We start from the raw sequence: 21339 nt of genomic DNA on the forward strand, positions 1-21339 counted from the left end.
AGTCAGATGGCGTTAAAACGAATGGGGCGGCGGGCTTGGCCATGTGCACTACTGCTCAGTGAGGTCGAAGTCTGGTCAGTATATCGATATGCTTTTAGATAAACGAATTACACGCTCAGGACACTAGGCTCTCAATTCGGCGCCTAAGAAACGCCCCAACCAGAGCGGCCCTCCGCACCCGACAGTCATGCGGCTTTTTTTCGTCTGCGGTTTTTCTACGCCTGCGAGAAAATCCCCGTTATGTCGGGAGTGGGCGAATACAAGACCCGAAAGGGGAATATGTCCGGCCCGTCTCTGGTGGGTTTCTTAGCTCCCGACACCCATAACGAATGCCCTAAGAAAGCAGCCAGAGGTAAAGGAAATGCCTAATAACCTGACCTTCACGATGAAGGTAACCCGTCGTACCCGCACAGCAATTCAAGCGCTTCCATCCAAGGAGGCCCGTCATGTCTGAACCACTCATACCCATCCTTTTCATTCGTCATAACATCCATCTTCATGCCCTTCTGATGGAAAACCAGGTTTGGTTCTGCGCCCATGATTTGGGGCGCTTGATGGGCAAGTACCTCGACGAGCGCATGTCGCGCAAGCTCGATGCGGACCAACGGTAGATGATGCTGGTACACGCTCACGGCGCAGCGGAGGAATGTCTAATGCTGAGCGAGTCAGGCGTGTACGCCTTGTTGGTTTATCACTATTGCCCGGAGTATCGGTTGTTGCGTGAGTGGCTGACACATCAGGTGGTGCCGGCATTGCGTGATGCACGGCCGTTGCAGACAGTGGAGCGGCCGACATTGAGTGTGCTGGATTGGCCGAAAATGTCCCTCTGCATGCTGCATTGGCAGGATGAGCCTTGGATTCGGTTGCGGGACATGCCTTGTGTGTTAGCAGATGGTCCGTTGGGAAATCAGCATGAAACCTGGTGGCGGAAAGCATCACGCGTTTTACGAGGGTTCTGATCGTTGATTGTTGTATTGAAACCATCCGTCGCCTGAGACACCGGCGGCGGATTTGTTTTATGTGGCATATTCGCCAACGCCATCGCTGGCAAGCCATGCTCCTACGGGGGGAGCTGCGCCAGGTTCGGAAATCCCGATGTTAATAGGGCCACAGGAAAATTCTGCGGCCCTTTTTTCTGCTCGCACCAACCGCTACGGACTCACCCACCCAACCCACTAATCCGCCACGGACACACCGCCTCCCTAACCCCACTCGGCCCGACAATCTCCGGCGTCTGCCCCAGCGACCGTGCGCTCAGCACACTCCCCACCCGTGCAATCAACTGATCAAACCCCAACGTCGCATCCTCCTGCTGCAGCTTGCGCAGTTGTTCCACCACGGCGTAGGTGAAGGCGCCGTAGCTGTTGGAGCCGACCTGGTATTCGCTGGCTTTTTCGTTTTCTCTGGCGGCGTAGAGCATCAGGGGCATGTAGGGGCCGTGGTGGCCGTAGAGTTTGCCTTGGCGCAGCAGTTGGGCTTTTTTGTCGGGGCGCAGGCCGGTGGCGGCGCCTTGGGTGCTGCGGGTGCGGGTGAGTAGGCGGGATTTGCTGTCGTGTGCGCTGAAGTCGCGGCCGTCGCTGTCGGCCGCATACACCCGACGGTCCCAGTCGCCGGCGTAGGGGTCCCAGCGCAGCATGCGGTGGCGGATGTCGCTGGGCGGGGTGATGCCGCGCACGCGGCCGGTGCCGCGGGTCATGCCGCCGGCGTAGCAGCAGTCGAACATCACTGTCAGTTTGGCGCCGTGGCCGTCCGGGTCGAACGGCAGGTGGCTGTAGAACTGGCGGAACAGTTTGTCGGTGAAGTGGGTGTTTTCGTCGTCCCAGTCGAAGTCGTAGAGCACCAGGGTTTCATCCATGCGGTCGGCTTCGCCACTGCTGCTGTAGGTCGGCAATTGGGTGCCGTGGCCGGAATAGAACAGCACTCGCTCGTCTCCGGCGTGGGCACCTTCCACCAGCCATTCGAGGCGCTCGACGAAGTTCGCCCGCGTCGCTCGGGCGTCGTGCAGTAAACGAATGTCGCCAGCGTCGTAGCCGCTTTCCTGGAGCATGCGGCTGATTAGGTAGGTGTCGTTGATGCAGCCGTCGAGGCGGGCACTCGGGTCCGGGTAATCGTTGATGCCGACCACCAAGGCACGGCGTTTGCGTTGCCCGCTGCGGGACAGAAACGCCGGCACTTCCAGAATGCGTGCCGCCACCACGTCGCGGGCCAGTTGTGGCCAGAGGCTGGTCTGGCTGGTGGGTGCCGACAAGTAGGCCTGGGCCGCATGGTTGAGGTCGAGCAGGTCATCACGCAGCGGCACGCTGAACTCGGTTTGCAAGTCGATGCGCGCCGAGTCCGGCGAAGTGATTGGCCGGGTCAGCAAGCCGTCGTTGGGGTTATAGAGGTGAAACCAACGACGGATGCCTCGACCGTTTTCGCTCAAGCGCATGACCCGCCCGCCCCACACTTCGCGCATCACCAGCGGCAGCGCAATGGGCGAGCCGAAGCTGACGAACACCCGGCCGTCGATGCGCTTGAGCGCCGAGCCTTTCTTGGCCACCGAACGGCGCAAGGCGTCGTAACCGATCAGGCTACCCAGCCCTTGGGCGAAGATGATCTGCGGGTCGAACGCCTCGATCTTCGCCAACAGATGCTGGGTCAGTACGGTGCGCAAGTCGGCGTCTTCGATCCATTGCACAATAGCGCCAACGGTGGTGCGTAACATTTGATTGACCGGCAGACCCCAGCTGCCGAAGGTCTCGTCGGCCTTGCCACTGGCGTCTGCCCGCAACATCGCCAGGCCTCGGGTGATCTGGGCGAAGTCCGGCCCCTCCTTGAGCTGATCATCAAAGGGTAGAAAATCAATGTCCTGGTCATCAATGACGCGACCGTTCTGCGCCAGTTGGCTGCGGATCAGCGTGCGCCATTGTTCCTGCCAGTTCGCGTCGGTGCCGCCCTGCCCGCTGGCGGCCTGCGTGAATCCCACACCGGGCAGGCAGAGGACTCGCAGTCGCGCGGGCGCAACACCCGGCCCGGGCTCAGCCTGCAAAGCTTTGCTGACAGGCTGCGCAGTGGTTGGAGCACCAGCGGGTTGACTGTACGCGGTGACCATCAGGTCTTGTAGACGCCGCAGTTTCGCCTCCAGGCTGTCCGCACTCGGCGCGGCGGACGTGAGGGCAGCCAGGCCGGGATCAACCAGTGCCCGGGTGCGGTTGTCGATGAAATTGCTGACGCCTTGGGCGCTGTTTTTCCAGATCTGCTCCGGATCAAGACCGTCGAGATAACCCGTGGCGCTGTCCACAACCTGCCGGCTTTGTGTCGCCAGTTCGGACTCGATCAATGGCAACCCGGCGCGGCTTGGGACCGCGGTGGATGCCAGTTGCAGCGGTGGAGTCACGCTCGCGGCGCTGCGCCAGATCGGCGCATTGCCGAAGTGCTGGGCCGCTACCACCCGTGGACCAAGGGCGCTGCGCGGTAACTTGAAATGATCGCAAAGAAAGGCCAGCAGGCTGGTGTGATCGTAATGCTGCTGGTCAAGTGCGCCCGTCCAGGGAATCAAACCCGGTTTAAGCCACGGCGATGCGAGGATCGCCGGCACACGAATGCCGAGTCGGGTGAAGGGGTTGGGCCAGTCGACATCAGACGTTGCATTGGGCGAAACACAGGTCGGTGGCACCACATGGTCATGGAAGCCGCCATGCTCGTCGTACAGCAGCACAAACAGCGTCTTGTTCCACAGGTCCGTGTTGGCCGACAAGGCATTGAACACCTCGCCGATAAACTGATCGCCAAAGCGCAGGTCTTCCGGTGGATGATGCGACACGTTGGGCCCGAGTTTGCCATTGAGCAGGCCATAGCTCGGCTCGATCCAGGACAGTTCGGGGAGTTTGTTACCGGCGACATCCGACTTGAAGTCGTCGATGCTCAGATGCTGCAAACCACCCTTGACCAGCGCCGCCAACGGGATAGCACCGTCGGAATAAATGCGCACATCGTGGCCCTTGTCCCGCAGTAGCGAAAAAATACTGTCGCCGCCAAACTGCGCAATCAGGCTTTTGATACCGGCCAGCACGGTACCCGTGGACGGCATCAGCAAGTGACCGTTGCTACTGCCGAGCATGGCAAAAAAACGGTTCGGCCAGGTCGGGCCCGGCACCGACGCAAACCAGCGGTCGCACACGGTGAAGTTGCGCGCCAACCCCTGGATCGCAGGCAGCGGATCGGCGGCCGGCGTGGCGCCGAACGGGATGTAGTTCATCGCCCGCTGGGCCATGGATTGGGACCAGGTTTTGTACACCTTCAGGTCCGTGCGGGCCTTGTCGTAGGCGTCCTGCGCAAAGCCATCGAGCTTGGGTGCGGTCAGGCTGGTCTTGAGTGTCACGTCCAGTTGTTTCACCACATCGACGAACTCATGACCGAGGTCGAAACCTTCGCTGTCCTTCGCAGGTGTTGCCGGTGGCGAGGGTGCGGGCGGCGCCCACAGGGCGAAGTAGTCCGCAGTTTCCGGCGCTTGGGTGATCACGATCGAACTGCCACTGGCCAGCGTCAGCGGATTGGTGCTGGGTGTGTGGCGGTCGATGCCCTCGCACGCAGGATTGATACTGCTGTAATCCCCCAGCAAATGATCGAAGGAACGGTTTTCCATCATCAGCACGACGACGTGCTCAATCTCGGCGGGCCAGTTGTTCGGCATGTTTCGCTCCCTGAAGTGAAGTGCCTGATTTCGACGTCTCTGGTTTCGAAGCGCTCAGGGCTTGGGCGGCTGGACGGTTTTGCTACCTGTCAGGCGAATCATCTGGCTCAACATCTTGAACCAGAAGTCGCCACCCAACGAGGCCGCTAGCGCCGCCGTCATGACCCCAAGCAACCAGTAGCCGAACCAAACCGTTTTGTTTTTCTGATCGTGCTGTAAAAATGCTGGCAGGTTATTCCAGCCGATAGCGCCCTGAGGCAGCGCCTGCAAACTGCTCAACGCAGAGTCAAACTGGCACTGGGCTTTGTCGTCCCGGCTCGCGCAGACTTGATCGAGCGTAGCTGGCGAGTTGTCTTTCACCAGATTGTTGGCCATCTGCATGCCCGCCGCCCGCAAGGTGTCATTACGCACCAGGCCTTGCATGAGGTCGAACGCATTGACGTTGAGCACCAGGCAAATCACCAGCGAACAGACCAGCGACACGACTTTGGCATTGCGTCGCGTCCAGCCTTGGGCGCGGTCCATGACCGCATTGATCCATTGTTCCAACCGGGTTTTAAACGAGCACAGGAGTTCCTGCGCAGTCGTGACCTTGGCTTGGGCCGCTGCGAGTAGTGTCGAGAGTGCACGACGCAGATGGTCCGAGGGAATTTGCGCGATGCCCTTGGCCAGCGCTTCGTTGAGTTGCTCAAGCGGGATATCCAGCACCGTGGTGTCGTCTCGGCGCAACAGCAGATCAATTACGACCTGCGCCAACATTCCCGGGTCCAGGTAGCTGGGACGTTTGCCGGGCGGCGCCATGGCCTTGATCACCGGGTGATCGAGTACCTGCTGAAAGAAGTCCATGTCCTTATCGGTCAGCGCTTTCAATTTGCCGGCGAACAGCAGTTTCAGCGCGTCGTAGAGGTACGCTGCCCTGACTTTCTGGAAGAAGGATTGAATAATTTCAGTGAGGGTGGTGATGCAGATTCCGAGCAGTGTGAACAGCGCCAGCATCCCGAGGATAGCGTCCAGAACGACCGATCCAAACATCCCGACCTCCTTGTTGGCATGGCTAACGACAGGATGGGCAGTCAGCTCGGGATGGCACCTTATGACAAGGACGGGAGCACTGCTGCCACTGCACAACGCTAGTTAAGGTATTGGGTCTTGTCCATTCGTGAGCACATCCCGCCCAATACCGGCGACGAGTGTAAAAGAGTGGGTGCACCCCAAAGCCTCACCCGCTATTAATAGGCCATCCCTTCTCAGGATCAGCGAGCCAATGAAATTCGACAACGCCTACTGCCTCAGCCTCGACGAAAAGCTGTCGATCTATGACGTGCGGGATTTGAATTTCGACGAGACGATGGCGTTCGATTCGGCCAAGGAAAGCTTTCAGTGCCCTAACGATGAGTGCCGCGCGGCGTTTGATGCGCAGAATGTGTTGGGTACGTTCAATGCGAAGAACGTCAACTATGTAAGGACGCCGCATTTCAAGAATCTGCCCAGCACCCGGCACGCTGAAAGCTGTCCTTATGTCAGTTCCAAAGCGTTGGTGGCCGGAGAGGATGCCGAGGGTGATAACGATCGGGAGGAGCATTTCCCGTCTGAGTTGCTGCTGACGCGTCGCCAGTATGTGCGCAAACCACCCAGTTCGGCGGCAGGTGTCGCCTCTCCACGGGATGAGCTGAAGACACCGTCTGCGAACACGCCGACGGAGCAAACGCCCCGTGAAACGGCGCCGGACAAGACCAGCGTGTTTGCCCACCCGGTGGAATGCTTTGTGTCGAATTTCGACGACAAAGACACCCTCAAACGCATGCCTCTGAAAATTGGCGAGCACACGGCGTCTTATGGGTCGTTTTTCAAGAAGATCGAGTACCTGCAAGACAACAAGGGGCTGATTTACTGGGGCAAGATCAAGGAGATCAAAGACTACAAAACCAGCTTCCGGATCGACTTCGAGAAGAAGGTCTGGGTCGAGAAGAAGCCTTACTCAGTGAACGTCTACCTGAGCAAACAGCTGATCGAGAACTACCGCAAACGCAAAGCCTTCCTCGAAGAAATCAAGAACGCCATTGATAGCGAGCGGGAACTGTATTGCTTCTTCTATGGCGTGACGCCGGAGTTGAAGCAAGTGCCGAGCAAGAAAAACCCCGAGCAGACGTTCGGGGTATTCAGTGGCGATATCGAGAATCTGGACCATTTCATCATTCGCGAGGTGCCGGGGTTGGAGGGGAAGTAGCAGGTCAGACGATCCCCTGCGGGGGTTTTAGATACCCAATTCAGCTTTTCGAAGCGCCCATTCTTGAGCATAACGTTCTCTGTTCAGCTGACTGCGCAGCTCACGAGCCTCTTGGGCACTTGCCTCGCTGGCCCCACAGAATTTCTGTAACCAGTGGATCAGCATTTCCTCATCAGGAAAGTAGAGGTTTTTATGGCCCTTGCTGCCTCGAGGGGTTCGGTTGGTCCAAGTGTCATAGCCTGACGCAGCTACTTCATCCGGTAGCAGACACCCTGCATCGGCGGCGTACTCTTTGAAAATCCATACTATTTCGTTGAGATGCCCCTGAGCACTCCGGTCGCTGCGCCGGTAAAAACTGAACTCCCGATTGAACTCCGTGAAACGCTCATGCATGGATGGGTACTCGACCCACTCCAGCACTCCACTCTGCATCGCATGATCCAGCATGTTATTCATCCAACGCTGGGTGAAGGCCTGAACAAAGCCGTCCACATCGGCTTTTTTCATGTCGGCGAAGATCATGCAATATCGTGTTTGCAGGTGAATCGCCAGCAGTACGTGTTTGCGCTGGACGCTGATGGCATGCACCAGCCATTGCGAAAGCGCTGACGTCGAGTCGCCCGCGTGATCGTCAGCGATAGTGACCGAAGGTGGGTTTTGGACAGGCGTGATTTTCTTACCCTTGTGAACACGACTGAAAAAATCGCTGGCTGCCTCGGTGCAGTTGAAGACCAACATCCCCATTCCTCTTTGATAAATGTCCGTCCTCAGAACGACTCCCGTCACTCCTGGCGCACGATTTCTTCCACCCACTTCAGCTCGTAGGGCTGTCTGACGACGTCCTCCACGCCGCGCAATGTGTCCTCACTGAGCACCGACAACTCGGCGTCGATCAGCAAATTGTACATGACCATAAAACGCAAACTCATAACTGCGGATGAGCGACTGAAGTAGTCGAAGGCTCGAACCATATCCTTGTTCCGGTTGTGTACCAGGTCATACAACATTCCATACCGGGCATGTGCGGAGAGTGCGTCGTGTTAGCTAATGGTTTGAGCGTCGTCGAGAACACCCTGGCAGAAACGGTCCAGGGCCAATTGCCTCAGAAGCTTGAATTTTTTCCAATCGCTTTCAGATATTTGCATGAGGTCCTCCTATGAAAATCCATGAATAGGGAAACGAGCACGCGCCTATTTTTGCGGCAATTGCAGGTTCATTCCAACCGAATTTTTTCTGATCACGTTGTAAGGCAATGTCCTGTGGCACACCCGCCGCTGGGTGGGGGGTTAAGCTTCTACGCGGTCCGTAGCAGCTGCCGAAGGCTGCGTTCGGCTGCGCAGCAGTCGTAAATCATGCGTATGCGGTTTGACTGACAGATCGCAGCGCCTGGTTTTACGACTGCTGCGCAGCCGAACGCAGCCTCGCAAGCTCGACAGCTGCTACATGAGCAGAACGCAGGCTTGCAGGTTCGGCAGCTGCTACGGAGGAATGTGTGCAGCCAGAAATTCCTTAACTGAGCACTGCCTCGGCCTTACAGCAGCTCAAAACTCTGTACTTTCACATTCTGAGAGTCCAGTCCGATCAGCACCCTGAACTCACCGGATTCCGCCGCGTACTTCAAATGCGCGTTGTAAAACTTCAGATCATCCTCGCTGAGGGTGAAATAAATGACTTTCTCTTCCCCAGCCTTAAGCATGACCTTCTGAAAGCCCTTCAACTCCATGACGGGGCGACTGATGGATGCCCTCACGTCCCGAATATAAAGCTGCACAACCGTCTCGCCCTCTCGCTGCCCGGTATTTTTCACGACGACGCTCGCACCCAGCGTATCGCTGCGCTCCATGCGTTTGCTGGTCAACGTCACCTCGGACACACTGAATTGCGTGTAGCTCAGACCGAAACCAAAGGGGTAAAGCGGACCGTACGCCTCGTCGAAATAGCGAGAGGTCACTGCGCGAGGATTATCCGCCCGGGGTGGCCGGCTGGTGTTCAAGTGGTTGTAGTAAGTCGGAATCTGGCCCACGGAACGTGGGAATGTAATCGGCAGTTTCCCGGAAGGGTTGTAGTCTCCAAACAGCACATCAGCGATCGCGTTGCCGCCTTCGGTACCGCTGTACCAGGTTTCCAGCACAGCATCGGCGATGGCCTGTTCCTTTCCAATGGAAAGTGGACGGCCGTTCATCAGGACCAGCACCAAGGGTTTACCAGTGGCCTTCAGTGCTTTTATCAGATCGGACTGATAGCCCGGCAATCCCAGGCTGGCACGGCTCGCGCCTTCATACGACATGCCGCGGGACTCCCCTACCACCGCGACGACGATGTCGGCCTGCTCAGCGACCTTGACCGCTTCCTCGATCATTTGTTGTGCAGGGCGTGGATCGACCTCCACATCGGACGGGTTGGCGCCGGGCTGATTCAGATAGTTGAGGACCGATGGGTCATCCGTGATATCGGCGCCCCGGGCGTAAAGCAATCGGGTTGGGTCACCCAACGCATTGGCGATACCGTCATAGACCGATACCGCCTGCACCGGCGATCCGATAGAGCTCCAGGTACCGAGGATATCGAGACGGCTTTTCGCCAAGGGCCCGACAACAGCCAACACTCCGTCCTTTTTGAGCGGCAATACATCGGCCTGATTTTTCAACAGCACCAGACTCTTGCGCGCGACTTCACGGGCCTGTGCTCGGTGTAGACGGTACTCGGCATTGATATCTTGCGGGTCTTCATGGGCGGCGTCAATTCGCAAATAAGGATCTGTGAAAAGCCCCAGATCGTACTTGGCTCCCAACACTGCTTGCACAGCCTCGTTGATTTCCTCCGGCAAGACATCTCCTGATTTCAACAGTCCCGGCAGCTCATCTCGATACAGCGTGTCGGTCATGCTCATGTTTACCCCTGCCTTGATCGCCCTCATGGCGGCCTCTCGGCCATCACGCGCCACGCCATGGGTAACCAAGTCGTTGACCGCATCGAAATCGCTGATGATCAGACCTTTGAAATGCCACTGCCTGCGCAACAAATCATGTATCAACCAGGTATTGGAGGTGGCGGGCATGCCATTGATTGCGACGTAGGTCAGCATCATGGCCCCCACGCCAGCCTTTACGGCAGCACGGTAAGGTGGCAAATAGTCTTGATACATCCTGGGCAGGCTCATATCGACCGAGTTGTAGTCGCGGCCGCCCTCCGTCGCACCGTACAACGCAAAATGCTTAGCGCTGGCCATGACACTGTCCGCGGCACCCAGTGTCGACCCTTGCAACGCGTTGACCATCACTTGGGCATAACGCGAAGCCATATAAGGATCTTCGCCCAGACCTTCAGACACCCGCCCCCAACGCGGGTCTCGGGCGATATCGACCATGGGGGAAAACACCATGTCCAGGCCATCGGAACTCGCCTCCTTCGCCTCGATGCGGGCGCTCAAAGCGACGGCGTCCATGTCCCAGGTGGAAGCCAGACCGAGGCCAATCGGAAACAGCGTGCGATGACCGTGAATGACATCGTAGGCAAAGAACAACGGGATTTTCAAACGACTGCGTAAGGCGGCGTCCTGAAACGCCCGGAGGTCCGAACGACCAGCCACATAAAAGAGGCCACCGACTTGCCCAAGGGTAGCCTCTTCAAGAAATGTCTCTTGAGGCATTTGCTGGCTGATGCAGTTCAGTCTGAGCTGACCGATCTTTTCTTCAAGCGTCATGCGCTGCATGAGATTGGCGATGAACAATGCTTTGTCATCCCCGGGAACGGAATGCACCTCAGCCCACGCCGACTGACAAAGCAGCAAAATGATCAGGCTCACCACCGTTGTCATTTTCACTTTTGTCCGTCCTCGGACCAACAGTAAGGTTGCTGAGCCCTAGACTCGGCCAAAGGAAAATCAATGTCTACAGGCAGCTCCAACAACTAGACGAGAGTGAACAATGGGGGTGGCTACCGCTTTCCCAAGCGCAAAAACGCTACCTGGCACCCCATGCTCATCATGATAGCCATCGAAGGGCTTGGGACATGCCGAGTACCAGGGCAAGCGCCAACAGCCTGTCTGAGCGGAAAAATAGAATCGATCAAAAAATGAGTTTGATCCGGGGATAAAACAACTGTACAAAAACACAGTATTTTATTGAATCGCCACTCTCGAGCCCCGGAGAAAACCATGGCCTCTCTTGCGATGAAAATCACCCTCGAACGTATCGCCCTTTATCAATTCACCCCAGAACACTGCGCACAGGCTCGCGAGCTATTGGGCTGGAGCCGGGAGCAGTTATCTGAAGAGTCAGGGGTTTCAGTAGACGCCATCCAGCGGTATGAAGCACGAGGTGACTTGCTGGACGTCACTCGTTTGGCCTTGGCATTTCGGCTGGAGGCAGAAGGTCTGGTGTTTTTCCCGGGCTTCGCGCCGGGTAGAGGGATGAACATCAAAGGTTCCACACCTGATCCGGTCGGGCGGGATGATTACGCGATGATTGAGTAAGCGCAGTTTCTTCGTTGACGATTATCCCCATATAGGTATATTTTTAATGAGTACATGGAAGCCACTCCTATGGGTTAGCAGTAGCAAAAAAGACCTCAAACAACTGCCCGTGGATGTCCAGGATGTTTTCGGATTTGCCCTCCACCTGGCACAAGATGGCGGGAAGCATCCGCAAGCGAAACCATTGAAGGGCTTTGGCAGTGCAGGCTTGCTTGAGGTGGTTGAAGACTTCGACACAAATACTTATCGAGCGGTTTATACCGTTCGATTTGGTACGGCCATCTATGTCCTTCACTGCTTCCAGAAAAAGTCGACCAAGGGAGTCGAAACCGCACACTGCGAAATAGATCTGATCAAGAAGAGACTTCGGGCGGCTCAAGATCATGCAAGAGGATCGGAACATGATTGAAATCGAAGAAAGCACCGGTAACGTCTACAAAGACCTTGGGCATGCCGACGCCAATGAGATGCGGGTTAAAGCCCAACTTGCTGCAAAGATCGGCGAAATCATCAAGGCACAACACCTCACTCAGGTTCAGGCTTCAGAGATTCTAGGGCTGTCGCAACCGAAGCTCTCCGAGATGCTTCGGGGAAAGTTTCGCGGCATCAGCGAAGCGAAGATGATGGAGTGCCTTTCCCGACTGGGACGCGATGTGCAAATCATCGTCAAATCGGCCCCAAGATCGAGGCGCGAAGGTCGGATTGAGGTGGTTTTCGCTTAAGGCACCAGTTATCTCAGGCCAGATGGGTGTGACCCCGCTTCCGACGCTCTGGCAGTTACGTCTATCCAGCGCCTGGCCCGGCTGGGCACAGGATTACACGCTGTTGACGACGATCTGATCAGCCACGCTTTCGACCTCCAGCCACCATGCGCCTCCACGCTGGGGTTGAGTCAGGTTGAACGCTTCACCCATTTGCGGCGTGGTGATGGAGACATTTCGCTCCCAGGCCAGGGCCAGGATACGGTCGAAGGGTTCGTGCCAGGCATGCATCGACAAGTCGAACGTGCCGTTGTGGATCGGCAGCAACCAGCGGCCCTTGAGGTCGATATGCGCTTGGAGGGTTTGCTCTGGCTGCATATGAATATGCGGCCAATCGACGTTGTAGGCGCCGGTTTCCATCAGCGTCAGGTCAAACGGGCCGTACTGCTCGCCGATGCGTTTGAAGCCATCGAAATAGCCGGTGTCACCGCTAAAGAAGATCCGGGTGTCACCGTCGATCATTACCCAAGACGCCCACAGCGTGCTGTTGCCATCGAACAGCCCGCGGCCGGAAAAGTGTTGCGATGGCGTGGCGATGAAGCGAATGCCGTCCACCTCCGTGCCCTGCCACCAATCCAGTTGGCGCACTTTGCTGGCGTCGATGCCCCATTTGATCAAGGTATCGCCCACGCCCAGTGGCGCGAGGAAGTATTTGGCTTTGTCGGCCAGTTTGAGAATGGATTGATGGTCGAGGTGGTCGTAATGATCGTGGGAAAGAATCACCGCCTCAATCGGTGGCAATTCTTCCAGGCTGATGGGCGGCTGATGGAAGCGCCGCGGGCCGGCCCATTGCACTGGCGACGCGCGCTCGGCGAAGACCGGGTCGGTCAGCCAGAACTTGTCGTGCAACTTGAGCAACACAGTCGAATGGCCCAAGCGAAACACGCTGTGATTCGGCGCAGCCAACAGCGCTTCGCGGGTCAGGGTTTGAACAGGAATAACCCCGGCCGGGCGAGTATTGCGCGGTTTGTGGAACAGCATGTTCCAGAATATCCGCAAGGTTTTGCGAATGCCTTCGCGCGGCACTGTCGCGTGGTTACGGTAATGACCTTCGTCCTGCAAAGACGCTTTGAGGCGGGGGGCGCCGTGGGCGCGAGATGAGAGAGTGGCCATGATTGATGTGACTCCAAGGAAACCCGTGAGGTTCCGGTGTTCCGTTGTTGGACGATAACTGGCCAATGCATGCACGCTTCAGCCGAAAACTCTATTTCTTCACTGCGCATTTACACTGCACCGTGTAGTTTCTAGATTGCAACAAACAAGAGATTAAGTAAACTGCTGAGTGTAATTTCCAATTAACCCGCCGAAGCCAATTTATGACAGCTCTACTGCGCCTCACCGACCGAAAACGCGAAGCCATCATCCAGGCGGCCATTGTCGAATTCCGTGCCAACGGTTTCGACATCACCAGCATGGACAAGATAGCCGCCACGGCCGGAGTTTCGAAGCGCACGGTGTACAACCACTTCCCCAGCAAGGAAGAGTTGTTCGCCGAGATCCTGAATAAATTATGGACCAGCATCAGCGCTCAGCAGGACACGATCTACCACAGAGATCTCCCGCTACGCGAGCAACTGGAAGGGTTGTTGCGGGCCAAACTGCACATGTTGGCGGACAACAATCTTCTCGACCTGGCGCGTGTGGCGATTGCCGCCACAATCCACACTCCTGAGCGGGCCCAGGACATGGTCGCCAGGCTGGGTGAGCGCGAGGAAGGCCTCACCGTGTGGATTCGCGCAGCCCAGGCTGACGGCAGGTTGAAACCCGTCGACCCGTGTTTCGCCGCACAACAGGTGCAGGGGCTGATCAAGGCGTTCGCCTTTTGGCCACAAATCTCCATGGGCCAGCCGGCGTTGTCGCCCGAGATGCAGACCACCGTTGTAGAGTCTGCACTGGATATGTTCCTAGCCTTCTATCAGCTGTAGTTCGCCCAGTCGCGGAGGGACTATCAGACTCCATTGAGCCTACGAAGGGCACTGATTGTTCCGCCTGGAATAAATGACACTGTTCATGCGGTTTATCCGACGAGCAGCGACGCCAAGTAAATCACGACAAAGTGTTTCTGAAAAAACGGGTGCAGGGCTTAAAAAAAACAACGAGGCAAAGGCCCCCACTGGAAACCCTTAGAGGTTTTCCTCAGATCCGAGTGCTCGGGGCTATAGTAGGCGCCAGTCCCATGGCATTGCAGAGAGCACTATGAACTCAGTCAAACCCGAAGTAGAACCCGGCGCTAAAGTCGATCACCTGCGTTTTCACCGCCCCCACGCCCATCTGGCGACCACCTTCGGCAATGACAGTTTTGCCTTGAAGGCCGAGGCCTTTGCACGGTTTTTCGGTACGCCGACCTTCCTCGGCGCACAAACACTGATTGTCGTCATCTGGATTGGCCTCAACCTGGCTGGAGTGACGCAATTTGACGTCTATCCGTTCATCCTGCTGAACCTGGCCTTCAGCCTCCAGGCAGCCTACGCCGCTCCGCTGATTCTGCTCGCTCAAACTCGCCAGGCGGCCCGGGACAAAGCCCATTCCGACGCTGATGCCCAGCACCGTGAAGCCATTGCCACTGCCAACTCCGAACGGCAGCTACAAGCCGCCCAGACCACAGCACAGCTATTGGAATTACTTGAGCAAAATACCCGTTTGACCGAGATGACCAAGACCCTGACCGAGCGTATCGAAAACCTGACCTCGGAAATGCATCAGCATTTTGTACGCAAGGATGAGCCCAAAGCGTGAGCTGAAAACCCAAGAGGTCCGGGCCATTGCTAAGGCAAACGAACGTTGCGCGCCAACTCATCGAACAGCGTCACCACCGAGCGCAAGGCGCGACAGTCCGGGCGGGTCAGCAGCCATAGGCTGGTGTCGTAACCGAGTAGGGGTTCACTCAAGGGTTGCATCCCCGTTTCGCCGATCAGGAAGTCCGGCAGCGCCGCAACCCCCAAACCGGCACGCACCAGTTCGGTGACCGACAGCATGCTGTTGCAGCGGTAACTTGGCAGCACGCCGGGCAACTGCTGACGACGCCAGGCGACGGTGGGGTGATCCGGCAGGAAGTCATCCGGCGCGATCCAGGCAAGCCGGGCCAGATCACTGGGGTCGACCGATTGCAGGTAGGCCGCACTGGCACACACCCGGTACGACACGGCTCCCAGACACCGCCCGACCAAATGTTCCGGCGGTGTGCTGGTCAGGCGCAAAGCAATATCGGCATCGCGGCGGCTGAGGTTGGCAAAATCGTTGGATGTACTCAATTCAAGGGTCAAGGCCGGATACGTTGGCATGAACTGCGCCAATGCCGGCAAGAGCAAACCTTGCAGGACCGAATCGGTACAGGTCAGTCGGACCGTGCCGCTGATGACTTCCCCACCCTGCTCCACGCCTATGCGCGCCGCTTCCAGTGCTTGCTCGGCACGCTCAGCCTGTTCGGCCAAGGCTTGCGCCATGCTGGTCGGTAGATAGCCTGCGCGGCTTTTGTCGAACAGTTCCTGACCCAGAGCAGCTTCCAGTCTGCGTACCGCACGAAACACCGTCGACACATCGACCTTCAACAGGGCTGCTGCACGGGCCAGAGAACCACCGCGCACCAGCGCCAGGATCAGCGACAGGTCCGGGTAATCGAGTTGATAGTGCGTTGATGCACTGAGCATTTGGGTAAACGCCAATATTGATTGCGCGAACGCCAATCTATAGTGGGGCTCAGGAATCAACAAGCCTTGGTCGCACCGGGAGAACCACATGCAACCCCCCTCAGATAAACCCTGCATCCACATCGCACTGATCGGTGACTACAACCGCGAAGTCATCGCCCACCAGGCCATCCCGCTGGCGCTGACCATGGCGGCCGAGAGTGCCGATTTGAAGGTGCAGTTTGAGTGGCTGCCCACCGATAGCATCACATCGGCCACTCAGCTGAATGACTTCGACGGTTTCTGGTGTGTGCCGGCCAGCCCCTATCGCGATATGGACGGCGCCCTCCTGGCCATCCGTTATGCCCGGGAACAGCAACGACCGTTTCTGGGGACTTGCGGCGGCTTTCAACACGCGGTGCTTGAGTACGCACGCAATGTGCTCGGCTGGGCCGACGCCGAGCATGGCGAGACGTCACCAGAGGCCGCCCGCGCGCTGCTCACGCCATTAAGTTGCTCGTTGGTCGAGGCCCTCGACGGTATCCGCCTGGTTGAAGGCTCGTTGATCGCCAACGCCTATGGTGCACTGGACATCCGCGAAGGCTATCACTGCCGCTACGGCGTCAATCCCGAGTTCGAAACGCAATTGCTGACGCAAAGCCTGCGTGCCACCGGGCACGATTCGGCAGGCGATCTGCGGGCCGTCGAACTGCGCGGGCATCCGTTTTTCGTCGCCACCTTGTTCCAACCTGAACGCGCCGCACTGACCGGCACGATCCCGCCGCTGGTCAGCGCATTTCTCCTGGCCTGCGCGAGGTACCGGGCATGATCGCCAAGACACCAGCGGCGCCCTACTACGCAGTGATTTTCACCTCTGTGCGTACCGAGGGGGATCAAGGCTACGGGCAAGCCGCCGAGCGCATGGTTGAGCTGGCCCGTGAGCAGCCGGGATTTCTCGGCGTGGAGTCAGCCCGGGGTGAGGACGGCCTCGGCATCACAGTGTCTTACTGGGCCAGTGAGGCCGCGATCCTCGCCTGGAAACATCACGCCGAACACACTGAGGTCCGCGAACAAGGGCGCGCGACCTGGTATGAGGCTTGTCATACACGGGTGTGCAAGGTTGAGCGCGCTTACGCGTTTGAGCGTTAGCCGAGCGCTGCGGCGTTCTTCAGAGTTCATCGCGAGCAAGCTCGCTCCTACAGGTCTTGCATAATCCTTGTAGGAGCAGCCGTGTTGTGGCTCAATGTTTTTGGACCATGATGTAGGAGTGTCGACCTAAGGAAGCATCATGGGATATCGGGTTGTTAGTGCCGAGGAAAAAGCGGAAGCCATTCGCTTGGTTGTGGACATGAATTACTCCATACCTAAAGCCTGTGAGCTTACCGGTGTGGGGCCCACAGCTCTGCGCCGTTGGGTTCTTCGCTGGCGCCGGGAGCATGCGGGAATGTTGCAACCGACTCGGCCACAAGATCAGGAATTGATCGAGTCGTTGCAGGCCAAATTGGCATTGCTCGAAGCCGAGAACCAAGTGCTAAAAAAGCAATTGCCCTCTCATCTGAAGGTTCTGTTCGGTCGAACCAAGTGATTGATGGCGTTAGAGGGGCAATGTCGATTCGACGCCTTTGCTTGATCTTCGGTTTGGCCCGCAGCAGCTATTACGCAAAACGAAACCCCAAGCCGCGCCGCCTTGTCCCGCAGCAACTGGAGCGCAAAATTCGTGCAATGCATGGCGCACATCGCGAAGCACTGGGTGCTCGCGGGCTATCCAGGGAGCTAAGAATAGAAGGCATTTTTATCGGGCGTTACCGAATGCGGACCTTGATCAAGAGGCTTGGCCTGTCAAGGCAACGTCCCCGTTATGCCCACTATCGCCGGGCTACCAAACCTGCCATCACTGCGCCGAACATACTTGACCGGCGTTTTAATCCAGTCCGGCCAGACACGCTCTGGGCAGGTGATATCACCTACATCAGAGTCAAGGATGGCTGGTTGTATCTGGCAGTGGTGATGGATCTGTTTTCACGCAGGATCGTGGGTTGGGCCTGTTCAAGGACTGCTGACACCGAGCTGTCTCTCAAAGCTCTACGGCTGGCGGTAGCGATACGTCGCCCAATGCCTGAGCTGTTGTTTCACTCAGACCAGGGCTGCCAGTACACCGCTGACCGATTTGTTGCATATCTTGCAGAAAGCCGAATCGTCCAGAGCATGAGCCGGCGCGGCAATTGCTGGGACAATGCGGTGGTCGAGCGTTACTTCAGAACGTTAAAACACAACTGGATGCCGGAAAACGGCTACCGGAATCATTTTGAGGCAGAGAAGGATGTGATCGACTTTATCTCGCATTACAACCACCGCCGTTGCCACTCTGCCTCGAACCACCTGCCACCGGCTCTGTTTGAAGAGCTGGCGGCCTAAGTACTCCTACAGAATGGTCCAAAAAAACTGGACCATTACACCGGTCGACGCTCGATTGCTCGCGATGACGTCAGACCAGTCAACCATTTCCTCGAGGAAACACCCCCTCAACCCAGCGCCGGTTACATCAAACTACGCAACGCCAAAATCTCCGGCACGTCCTCGCGGCGCATGTATACCCGCAGTGGCTCGGTGATATTGATGCGGTCGTCGATGTTCTGGTCCAGCAGCAACTGGATCAGCTCGCGCTTGAGGGTCATGGTTTGATCGGCCGCAGGCTGCCAGACGAACTCGCAGGTGGGGATGATCGCGTCATCGGCGACGTCCATGCCGAAGGAGTCTTCGCTGAAGCGAACAATATGTTGGCCAGTCTTGCGATTCAAACCGACGAAACCTTTGAGTTGGTCGGCGGCCTGGCAGATAAGTTCGGAAGTGATGCGCATGGTAAACCTCACTGTGGGTCCAGAAGGACGGGTGATCGATGGTTTACACGCGGGGCAAGAGGGCAACTATTTTCAGGTTTCCCTCTGACGGGGAAACTGCTGGCCAAAGAGTACTGCAAAGGACCGCACAAAAGCGCTGAAAAAATGCCTCTCATTCAGGTTTATGTCGGTTTCGCGATAGCACTGGCGGCGCTCAATTGTTAGAAAGGTACTTCTTTGATATCGCTCTCCACGAAAGGACTTCGAATATGCCTGCCACCTTCCGCAAAAGCGCCCTGATGCTGAGTCTGATGCTCAGCCTTGGCCAGGCACAGGCCAGCAACCAGCTGAGCCCGACCGCTCTGGCCAGCGCAACCGGCATTCCGCACCCGGCGGTGATCGCCCACCGTGGCGCATCCTTCGATGCACCGGAATCCACAGCAGCCTCTTACAAACTGGCGCGTGACCTGGGTGCCGATTACCTGGAAATGGACCTGCAACGCAGCAAAGACGGCGTGCTGTTTGCCCTGCATGACAACAACCTGCAGCGCACCACTGACGTTGCCATCAAATTCCCCGAGCGCAAGGACAGTACCGCCAACGAATTCACCCTGGCCGAACTGAAAACCCTGGATGCCGGCAGTTGGTTCAACAAGGCGCACCCGGACCGTGCGCGCCCGTCGTATGTCGGTCTGAAGATCCTGACCCTCGACGAAATCATCGATATCGCGCAAGGCAACCCGCAGCACAAACCCGGGCTGTACATCGAAACCAAGGAGCCAAAGCAGTTTCCAGGTATCGAACGTGACCTGAAAGATAAATTGCAAGACCGTGGCTGGCTGAGCCCGGCCGGCTCGAAACTGGCGAAAAGCGATGTGGCGGTCGGCCAGGGAAAAGGCAAAGTCGTGCTGCAAACCTTCGAGAAGAGCAGCCTGGAACTGCTGCAAAAAGAAATGCCGCAGGTACCGAAAATCCTTCTGTTGTGGGTCGGTGAAGGCAGTATCGAACCTGAATCCAACGTCAGCTTCGCCGCCAGCGGTGAGAAGGACAAGGCCGCTTACTACGCTAAACAGCAGCCCAAGGACAAAGCCGAATTCGAGAAATGGGTCGATTACGCCAAGGCTCAAGGAGCCATTGGCACTGGACCTTCGGCAGCCCTGACCGATGGCGGAGATCAAAGCTATTCGGACCTGGTACAACCGTGGATGAACAACTTCACCCACGACAAGGGTCTGTTGGTGCATGTCTACACCATCGACGAACCGGTGGATTACAAGAAGGTAATGGACGCCGGTGTCGATGGCATCTTCACCAACCGCACCTCCGAGCTGCTCAAGTACTTCAAACGCCCGGCACCGGCCAGCGTCGCGCAGTTACTGGAGGCTAACGGCTATTAGGTGATCAATCAGCCGTGAAGACACCCGAGTGGACAGGCCACCTGTCACTCGGGCATGCCCAAATGCCGTTCAGTTAAGGAAATTGTAGGAGCAGCCGGTCGACGCTCGATTGCTCGCGATGGACTCAAGAGCGCCGCGTTTAGCCAGTAAACACGCGTTATCGTTAACGACCATCGCGAGCAAGCTCGCTCCTACAGTGGACCACATTCGCTTAACTGAACGGCATTAGGGCATGACTACGGTCTGATCCACGGTTAACTGAGGCGTACAGCGCCCTGAGGTGGAATTAAGGGTGAATTAAGTTCGGCGAGCTAATCTGATCCCACTGACACAGCTCACCTCAAGGAAAGAACTCATGAAAACGTTGACCGCCCTGTTCGCTGCTGCCGCTCTGACGCTGACTGCTGGTCTGGCCCAGGCTGACGTACGCCCTGACCTGATTCCAGGTCTGCTCAAAGCCGGCACTATCATGGACCTGGAAAAACTCAACGAGGCCGCCCTCGCCCAGCATCCAGGCACTACAGCAGCCAACATCACCGACACCGAGCTTGAGCAAAAAGGCACGGCCTACGTCTACCAGGTCGAACTAAGCGATGCCAAAGGTGTTAAGTGGGACGTACACCTGGATGCCAAAACCGCACAGGTGCTGAGCAATAAACAAGACAAGTAACAGGAACACGGTAAAAGCCGCGCGGCCTTCGGGTCGCGCGTTTTTTTTGCGTCAAGTAGTTCGCAACACTGGAGATCTAATGTGGGAGCGAGCTTGCTCGCGATGGCGGACTACCGGGCGGCATCAATGTTGATTGTGAGGTCCTCATCGCGAGCAAGCTCGCTCCTACAGGGTCGGCAGGGTGTTACGCCGAGGTGCTGACCAGTGACCCCGACGTGCTGCTATTCGAATCCTGCAAGGCTTGCAAAAGCGCGGCAGTAGCGGTCTGTAATGAGCCGGAGGTGGTTGCGATCTGCGATTGCGCGGCGGCCACTTCCGCAGCTTTTGCGTCATCACTTTTCTGACCTGCCTGAGCCGCTTCAAGTTGCTGCTGTTGCTCCTGCAATAGCTTCTGCAGTTCAGCAATCTGCTTGCGCAAGGCCTTCACCGAATCCGACTCTGTGCTGCTGGAACTGCTGCCGCTGGAAGCCGGTGCACCGCCCGCTGCGGCCTTCGCTGTGTCATTCGTTGAGGTGCCTGCCGCCGACGCTGACGTGCTGTCTGTCTTGCTGGTGTCGGCGCCGTCGCTGATCGCGACTTTGCTGGAAGTGGTGGAAAGGGTCTGGTTGATCGAGACGGAAGTGATGCTGACCATGGGCGGTTGATCCATGCAGGTTTAGGGATAAATCCATCATC

The 21339-nt window shown here is 57.3% G+C and carries 21 protein-coding genes and 1 pseudogene; 13 read left to right on the plus strand and 9 right to left on the minus strand.

Going from position 1 to position 21339, the window contains the following annotated elements; translation table 11 throughout:
- Window positions 1-446: 446 nt before the first annotated feature.
- Window positions 447-959 (plus strand): annotated as a pseudogene (locus tag ACZYSM_RS22815) (BRO-N domain-containing protein).
- A gap of 200 nt (window positions 960-1159) precedes the next feature.
- Here ACZYSM_RS22815 and ACZYSM_RS22820 read toward each other — a convergent pair.
- Together ACZYSM_RS22820 and ACZYSM_RS22825 are read right to left on the minus strand one after the other, a co-directional pair.
- Window positions 1160-4672 (minus strand): alkaline phosphatase family protein, encoded by a 3513-nt coding sequence (locus ACZYSM_RS22820; protein ID WP_489074840.1) that lies wholly within the window; start codon window positions 4670-4672, stop codon window positions 1160-1162.
- Between the two features lie 54 nt (window positions 4673-4726).
- On the minus strand, window positions 4727-5704 hold the full coding sequence (locus ACZYSM_RS22825) for a hypothetical protein (protein ID WP_489074842.1): 978 nt from the start codon (window positions 5702-5704) through the stop codon (window positions 4727-4729).
- 232 nt (window positions 5705-5936) lie between these two features.
- Between ACZYSM_RS22825 and ACZYSM_RS22830 the strand changes: the two genes are divergently transcribed.
- A complete protein-coding gene (locus ACZYSM_RS22830; RefSeq protein ID WP_489074844.1) occupies window positions 5937-6899 on the plus strand; it encodes a hypothetical protein in 963 nt (320 codons plus the stop codon).
- A gap of 27 nt (window positions 6900-6926) precedes the next feature.
- On the opposite strand, the gene ACZYSM_RS22835 is transcribed toward ACZYSM_RS22830, so the two are convergent.
- From ACZYSM_RS22835 to bglX, 3 genes are all read right to left on the minus strand, one after another.
- Window positions 6927-7637, minus strand: a complete 711-nt coding sequence (locus tag ACZYSM_RS22835) for a DUF6933 domain-containing protein (protein WP_489074846.1) — start codon at window positions 7635-7637, stop codon at window positions 6927-6929.
- 44 nt (window positions 7638-7681) lie between these two features.
- Complete coding sequence (locus ACZYSM_RS22840) at window positions 7682-7813, minus strand: hypothetical protein (RefSeq protein WP_489074848.1); 132 nt, start codon at window positions 7811-7813, stop codon at window positions 7682-7684.
- A 617-nt stretch (window positions 7814-8430) separates the two neighbouring features.
- Complete coding sequence (gene bglX / locus ACZYSM_RS22845; protein WP_489074850.1) at window positions 8431-10722, minus strand: beta-glucosidase BglX; 2292 nt, start codon at window positions 10720-10722, stop codon at window positions 8431-8433.
- 333 nt (window positions 10723-11055) lie between these two features.
- On the opposite strand from bglX, the gene ACZYSM_RS22850 reads away from it, so the two are divergent.
- The 3 genes from ACZYSM_RS22850 to ACZYSM_RS22860 are packed head-to-tail and all read left to right on the plus strand — an operon-like array spanning window position 11056 to window position 12095.
- A complete protein-coding gene (locus tag ACZYSM_RS22850; protein ID WP_489074852.1) occupies window positions 11056-11373 on the plus strand; it encodes a helix-turn-helix domain-containing protein in 318 nt (105 codons plus the stop codon).
- A gap of 46 nt (window positions 11374-11419) precedes the next feature.
- Window positions 11420-11782, plus strand: coding sequence for a type II toxin-antitoxin system RelE/ParE family toxin (locus ACZYSM_RS22855; protein ID WP_489074854.1), 363 nt, complete (start codon window positions 11420-11422; stop codon window positions 11780-11782).
- Entirely contained in the window at window positions 11775-12095 is a 321-nt protein-coding gene (locus tag ACZYSM_RS22860) for a helix-turn-helix domain-containing protein (RefSeq protein ID WP_489074856.1), read from the plus strand. Before ACZYSM_RS22855 ends, ACZYSM_RS22860 begins: the two co-directional genes overlap by 8 nt.
- 93 nt (window positions 12096-12188) lie before the next feature.
- On the opposite strand, the gene ACZYSM_RS22865 is transcribed toward ACZYSM_RS22860, so the two are convergent.
- Window positions 12189-13247, minus strand: a complete 1059-nt coding sequence (locus ACZYSM_RS22865; RefSeq protein ID WP_489074858.1) for an MBL fold metallo-hydrolase — start codon at window positions 13245-13247, stop codon at window positions 12189-12191.
- A gap of 203 nt (window positions 13248-13450) precedes the next feature.
- Here ACZYSM_RS22865 and ACZYSM_RS22870 point away from each other — a divergent pair, with 203 nt between their 5' ends.
- A complete protein-coding gene (locus tag ACZYSM_RS22870) occupies window positions 13451-14059 on the plus strand; it encodes a TetR/AcrR family transcriptional regulator (protein ID WP_489074860.1) in 609 nt (202 codons plus the stop codon).
- Between the two features lie 271 nt (window positions 14060-14330).
- Window positions 14331-14870 (plus strand): DUF1003 domain-containing protein, encoded by a 540-nt coding sequence (locus tag ACZYSM_RS22875; protein WP_489074862.1) that lies wholly within the window; start codon window positions 14331-14333, stop codon window positions 14868-14870.
- Window positions 14871-14899: 29 nt separating this feature from the next.
- On the opposite strand, the gene ACZYSM_RS22880 is transcribed toward ACZYSM_RS22875, so the two are convergent.
- Complete coding sequence (locus ACZYSM_RS22880; protein ID WP_489074969.1) at window positions 14900-15844, minus strand: LysR family transcriptional regulator; 945 nt, start codon at window positions 15842-15844, stop codon at window positions 14900-14902.
- Window positions 15845-15869: 25 nt separating this feature from the next.
- Between ACZYSM_RS22880 and ACZYSM_RS22885 the strand changes: the two genes are divergently transcribed.
- The 4 genes from ACZYSM_RS22885 to ACZYSM_RS22900 all read left to right on the plus strand — a co-directional run bounded on the left by ACZYSM_RS22885 (window position 15870) and on the right by ACZYSM_RS22900 (window position 18175).
- Window positions 15870-16589, plus strand: coding sequence for a CTP synthase C-terminal region-related (seleno)protein (locus ACZYSM_RS22885; RefSeq protein ID WP_489074864.1), 720 nt, complete (start codon window positions 15870-15872; stop codon window positions 16587-16589).
- Window positions 16586-16909, plus strand: a complete 324-nt coding sequence (locus ACZYSM_RS22890) for an antibiotic biosynthesis monooxygenase family protein (protein ID WP_489074866.1) — start codon at window positions 16586-16588, stop codon at window positions 16907-16909. Before ACZYSM_RS22885 ends, ACZYSM_RS22890 begins: the two co-directional genes overlap by 4 nt.
- A gap of 139 nt (window positions 16910-17048) precedes the next feature.
- Window positions 17049-17345, plus strand: coding sequence for a transposase (locus ACZYSM_RS22895; protein ID WP_489074868.1), 297 nt, complete (start codon window positions 17049-17051; stop codon window positions 17343-17345).
- A gap of 20 nt (window positions 17346-17365) precedes the next feature.
- Window positions 17366-18175, plus strand: coding sequence for an IS3 family transposase (locus ACZYSM_RS22900; RefSeq protein ID WP_489074870.1), 810 nt, complete (start codon window positions 17366-17368; stop codon window positions 18173-18175).
- A 122-nt stretch (window positions 18176-18297) separates the two neighbouring features.
- Here ACZYSM_RS22900 and ACZYSM_RS22905 read toward each other — a convergent pair whose 3' ends face one another.
- Window positions 18298-18618 carry a DUF2025 family protein gene (locus tag ACZYSM_RS22905; RefSeq protein ID WP_489074872.1) on the minus strand — a complete coding sequence of 107 codons (321 nt, stop codon included), beginning with the start codon at window positions 18616-18618 and terminating at the stop codon, window positions 18298-18300.
- A 248-nt stretch (window positions 18619-18866) separates the two neighbouring features.
- On the opposite strand from ACZYSM_RS22905, the gene ACZYSM_RS22910 reads away from it, so the two are divergent.
- Together ACZYSM_RS22910 and ACZYSM_RS22915 are read left to right on the plus strand one after the other, a co-directional pair.
- Entirely contained in the window at window positions 18867-19994 is a 1128-nt protein-coding gene (locus ACZYSM_RS22910) for a glycerophosphodiester phosphodiesterase (RefSeq protein WP_489074874.1), read from the plus strand.
- Between the two features lie 355 nt (window positions 19995-20349).
- On the plus strand, window positions 20350-20664 hold the full coding sequence (locus ACZYSM_RS22915) for a PepSY domain-containing protein (protein ID WP_489074876.1): 315 nt from the start codon (window positions 20350-20352) through the stop codon (window positions 20662-20664).
- A 184-nt stretch (window positions 20665-20848) separates the two neighbouring features.
- On the opposite strand, the gene ACZYSM_RS22920 is transcribed toward ACZYSM_RS22915, so the two are convergent.
- Window positions 20849-21298: a hypothetical protein gene (locus ACZYSM_RS22920; RefSeq protein ID WP_489074878.1), complete on the minus strand. Its 450-nt coding sequence runs from the start codon at window positions 21296-21298 to the stop codon at window positions 20849-20851.
- Window positions 21299-21339: the final 41 nt, after the last annotated feature.

The organism is Pseudomonas sp. F220, assembly GCF_057813935.1.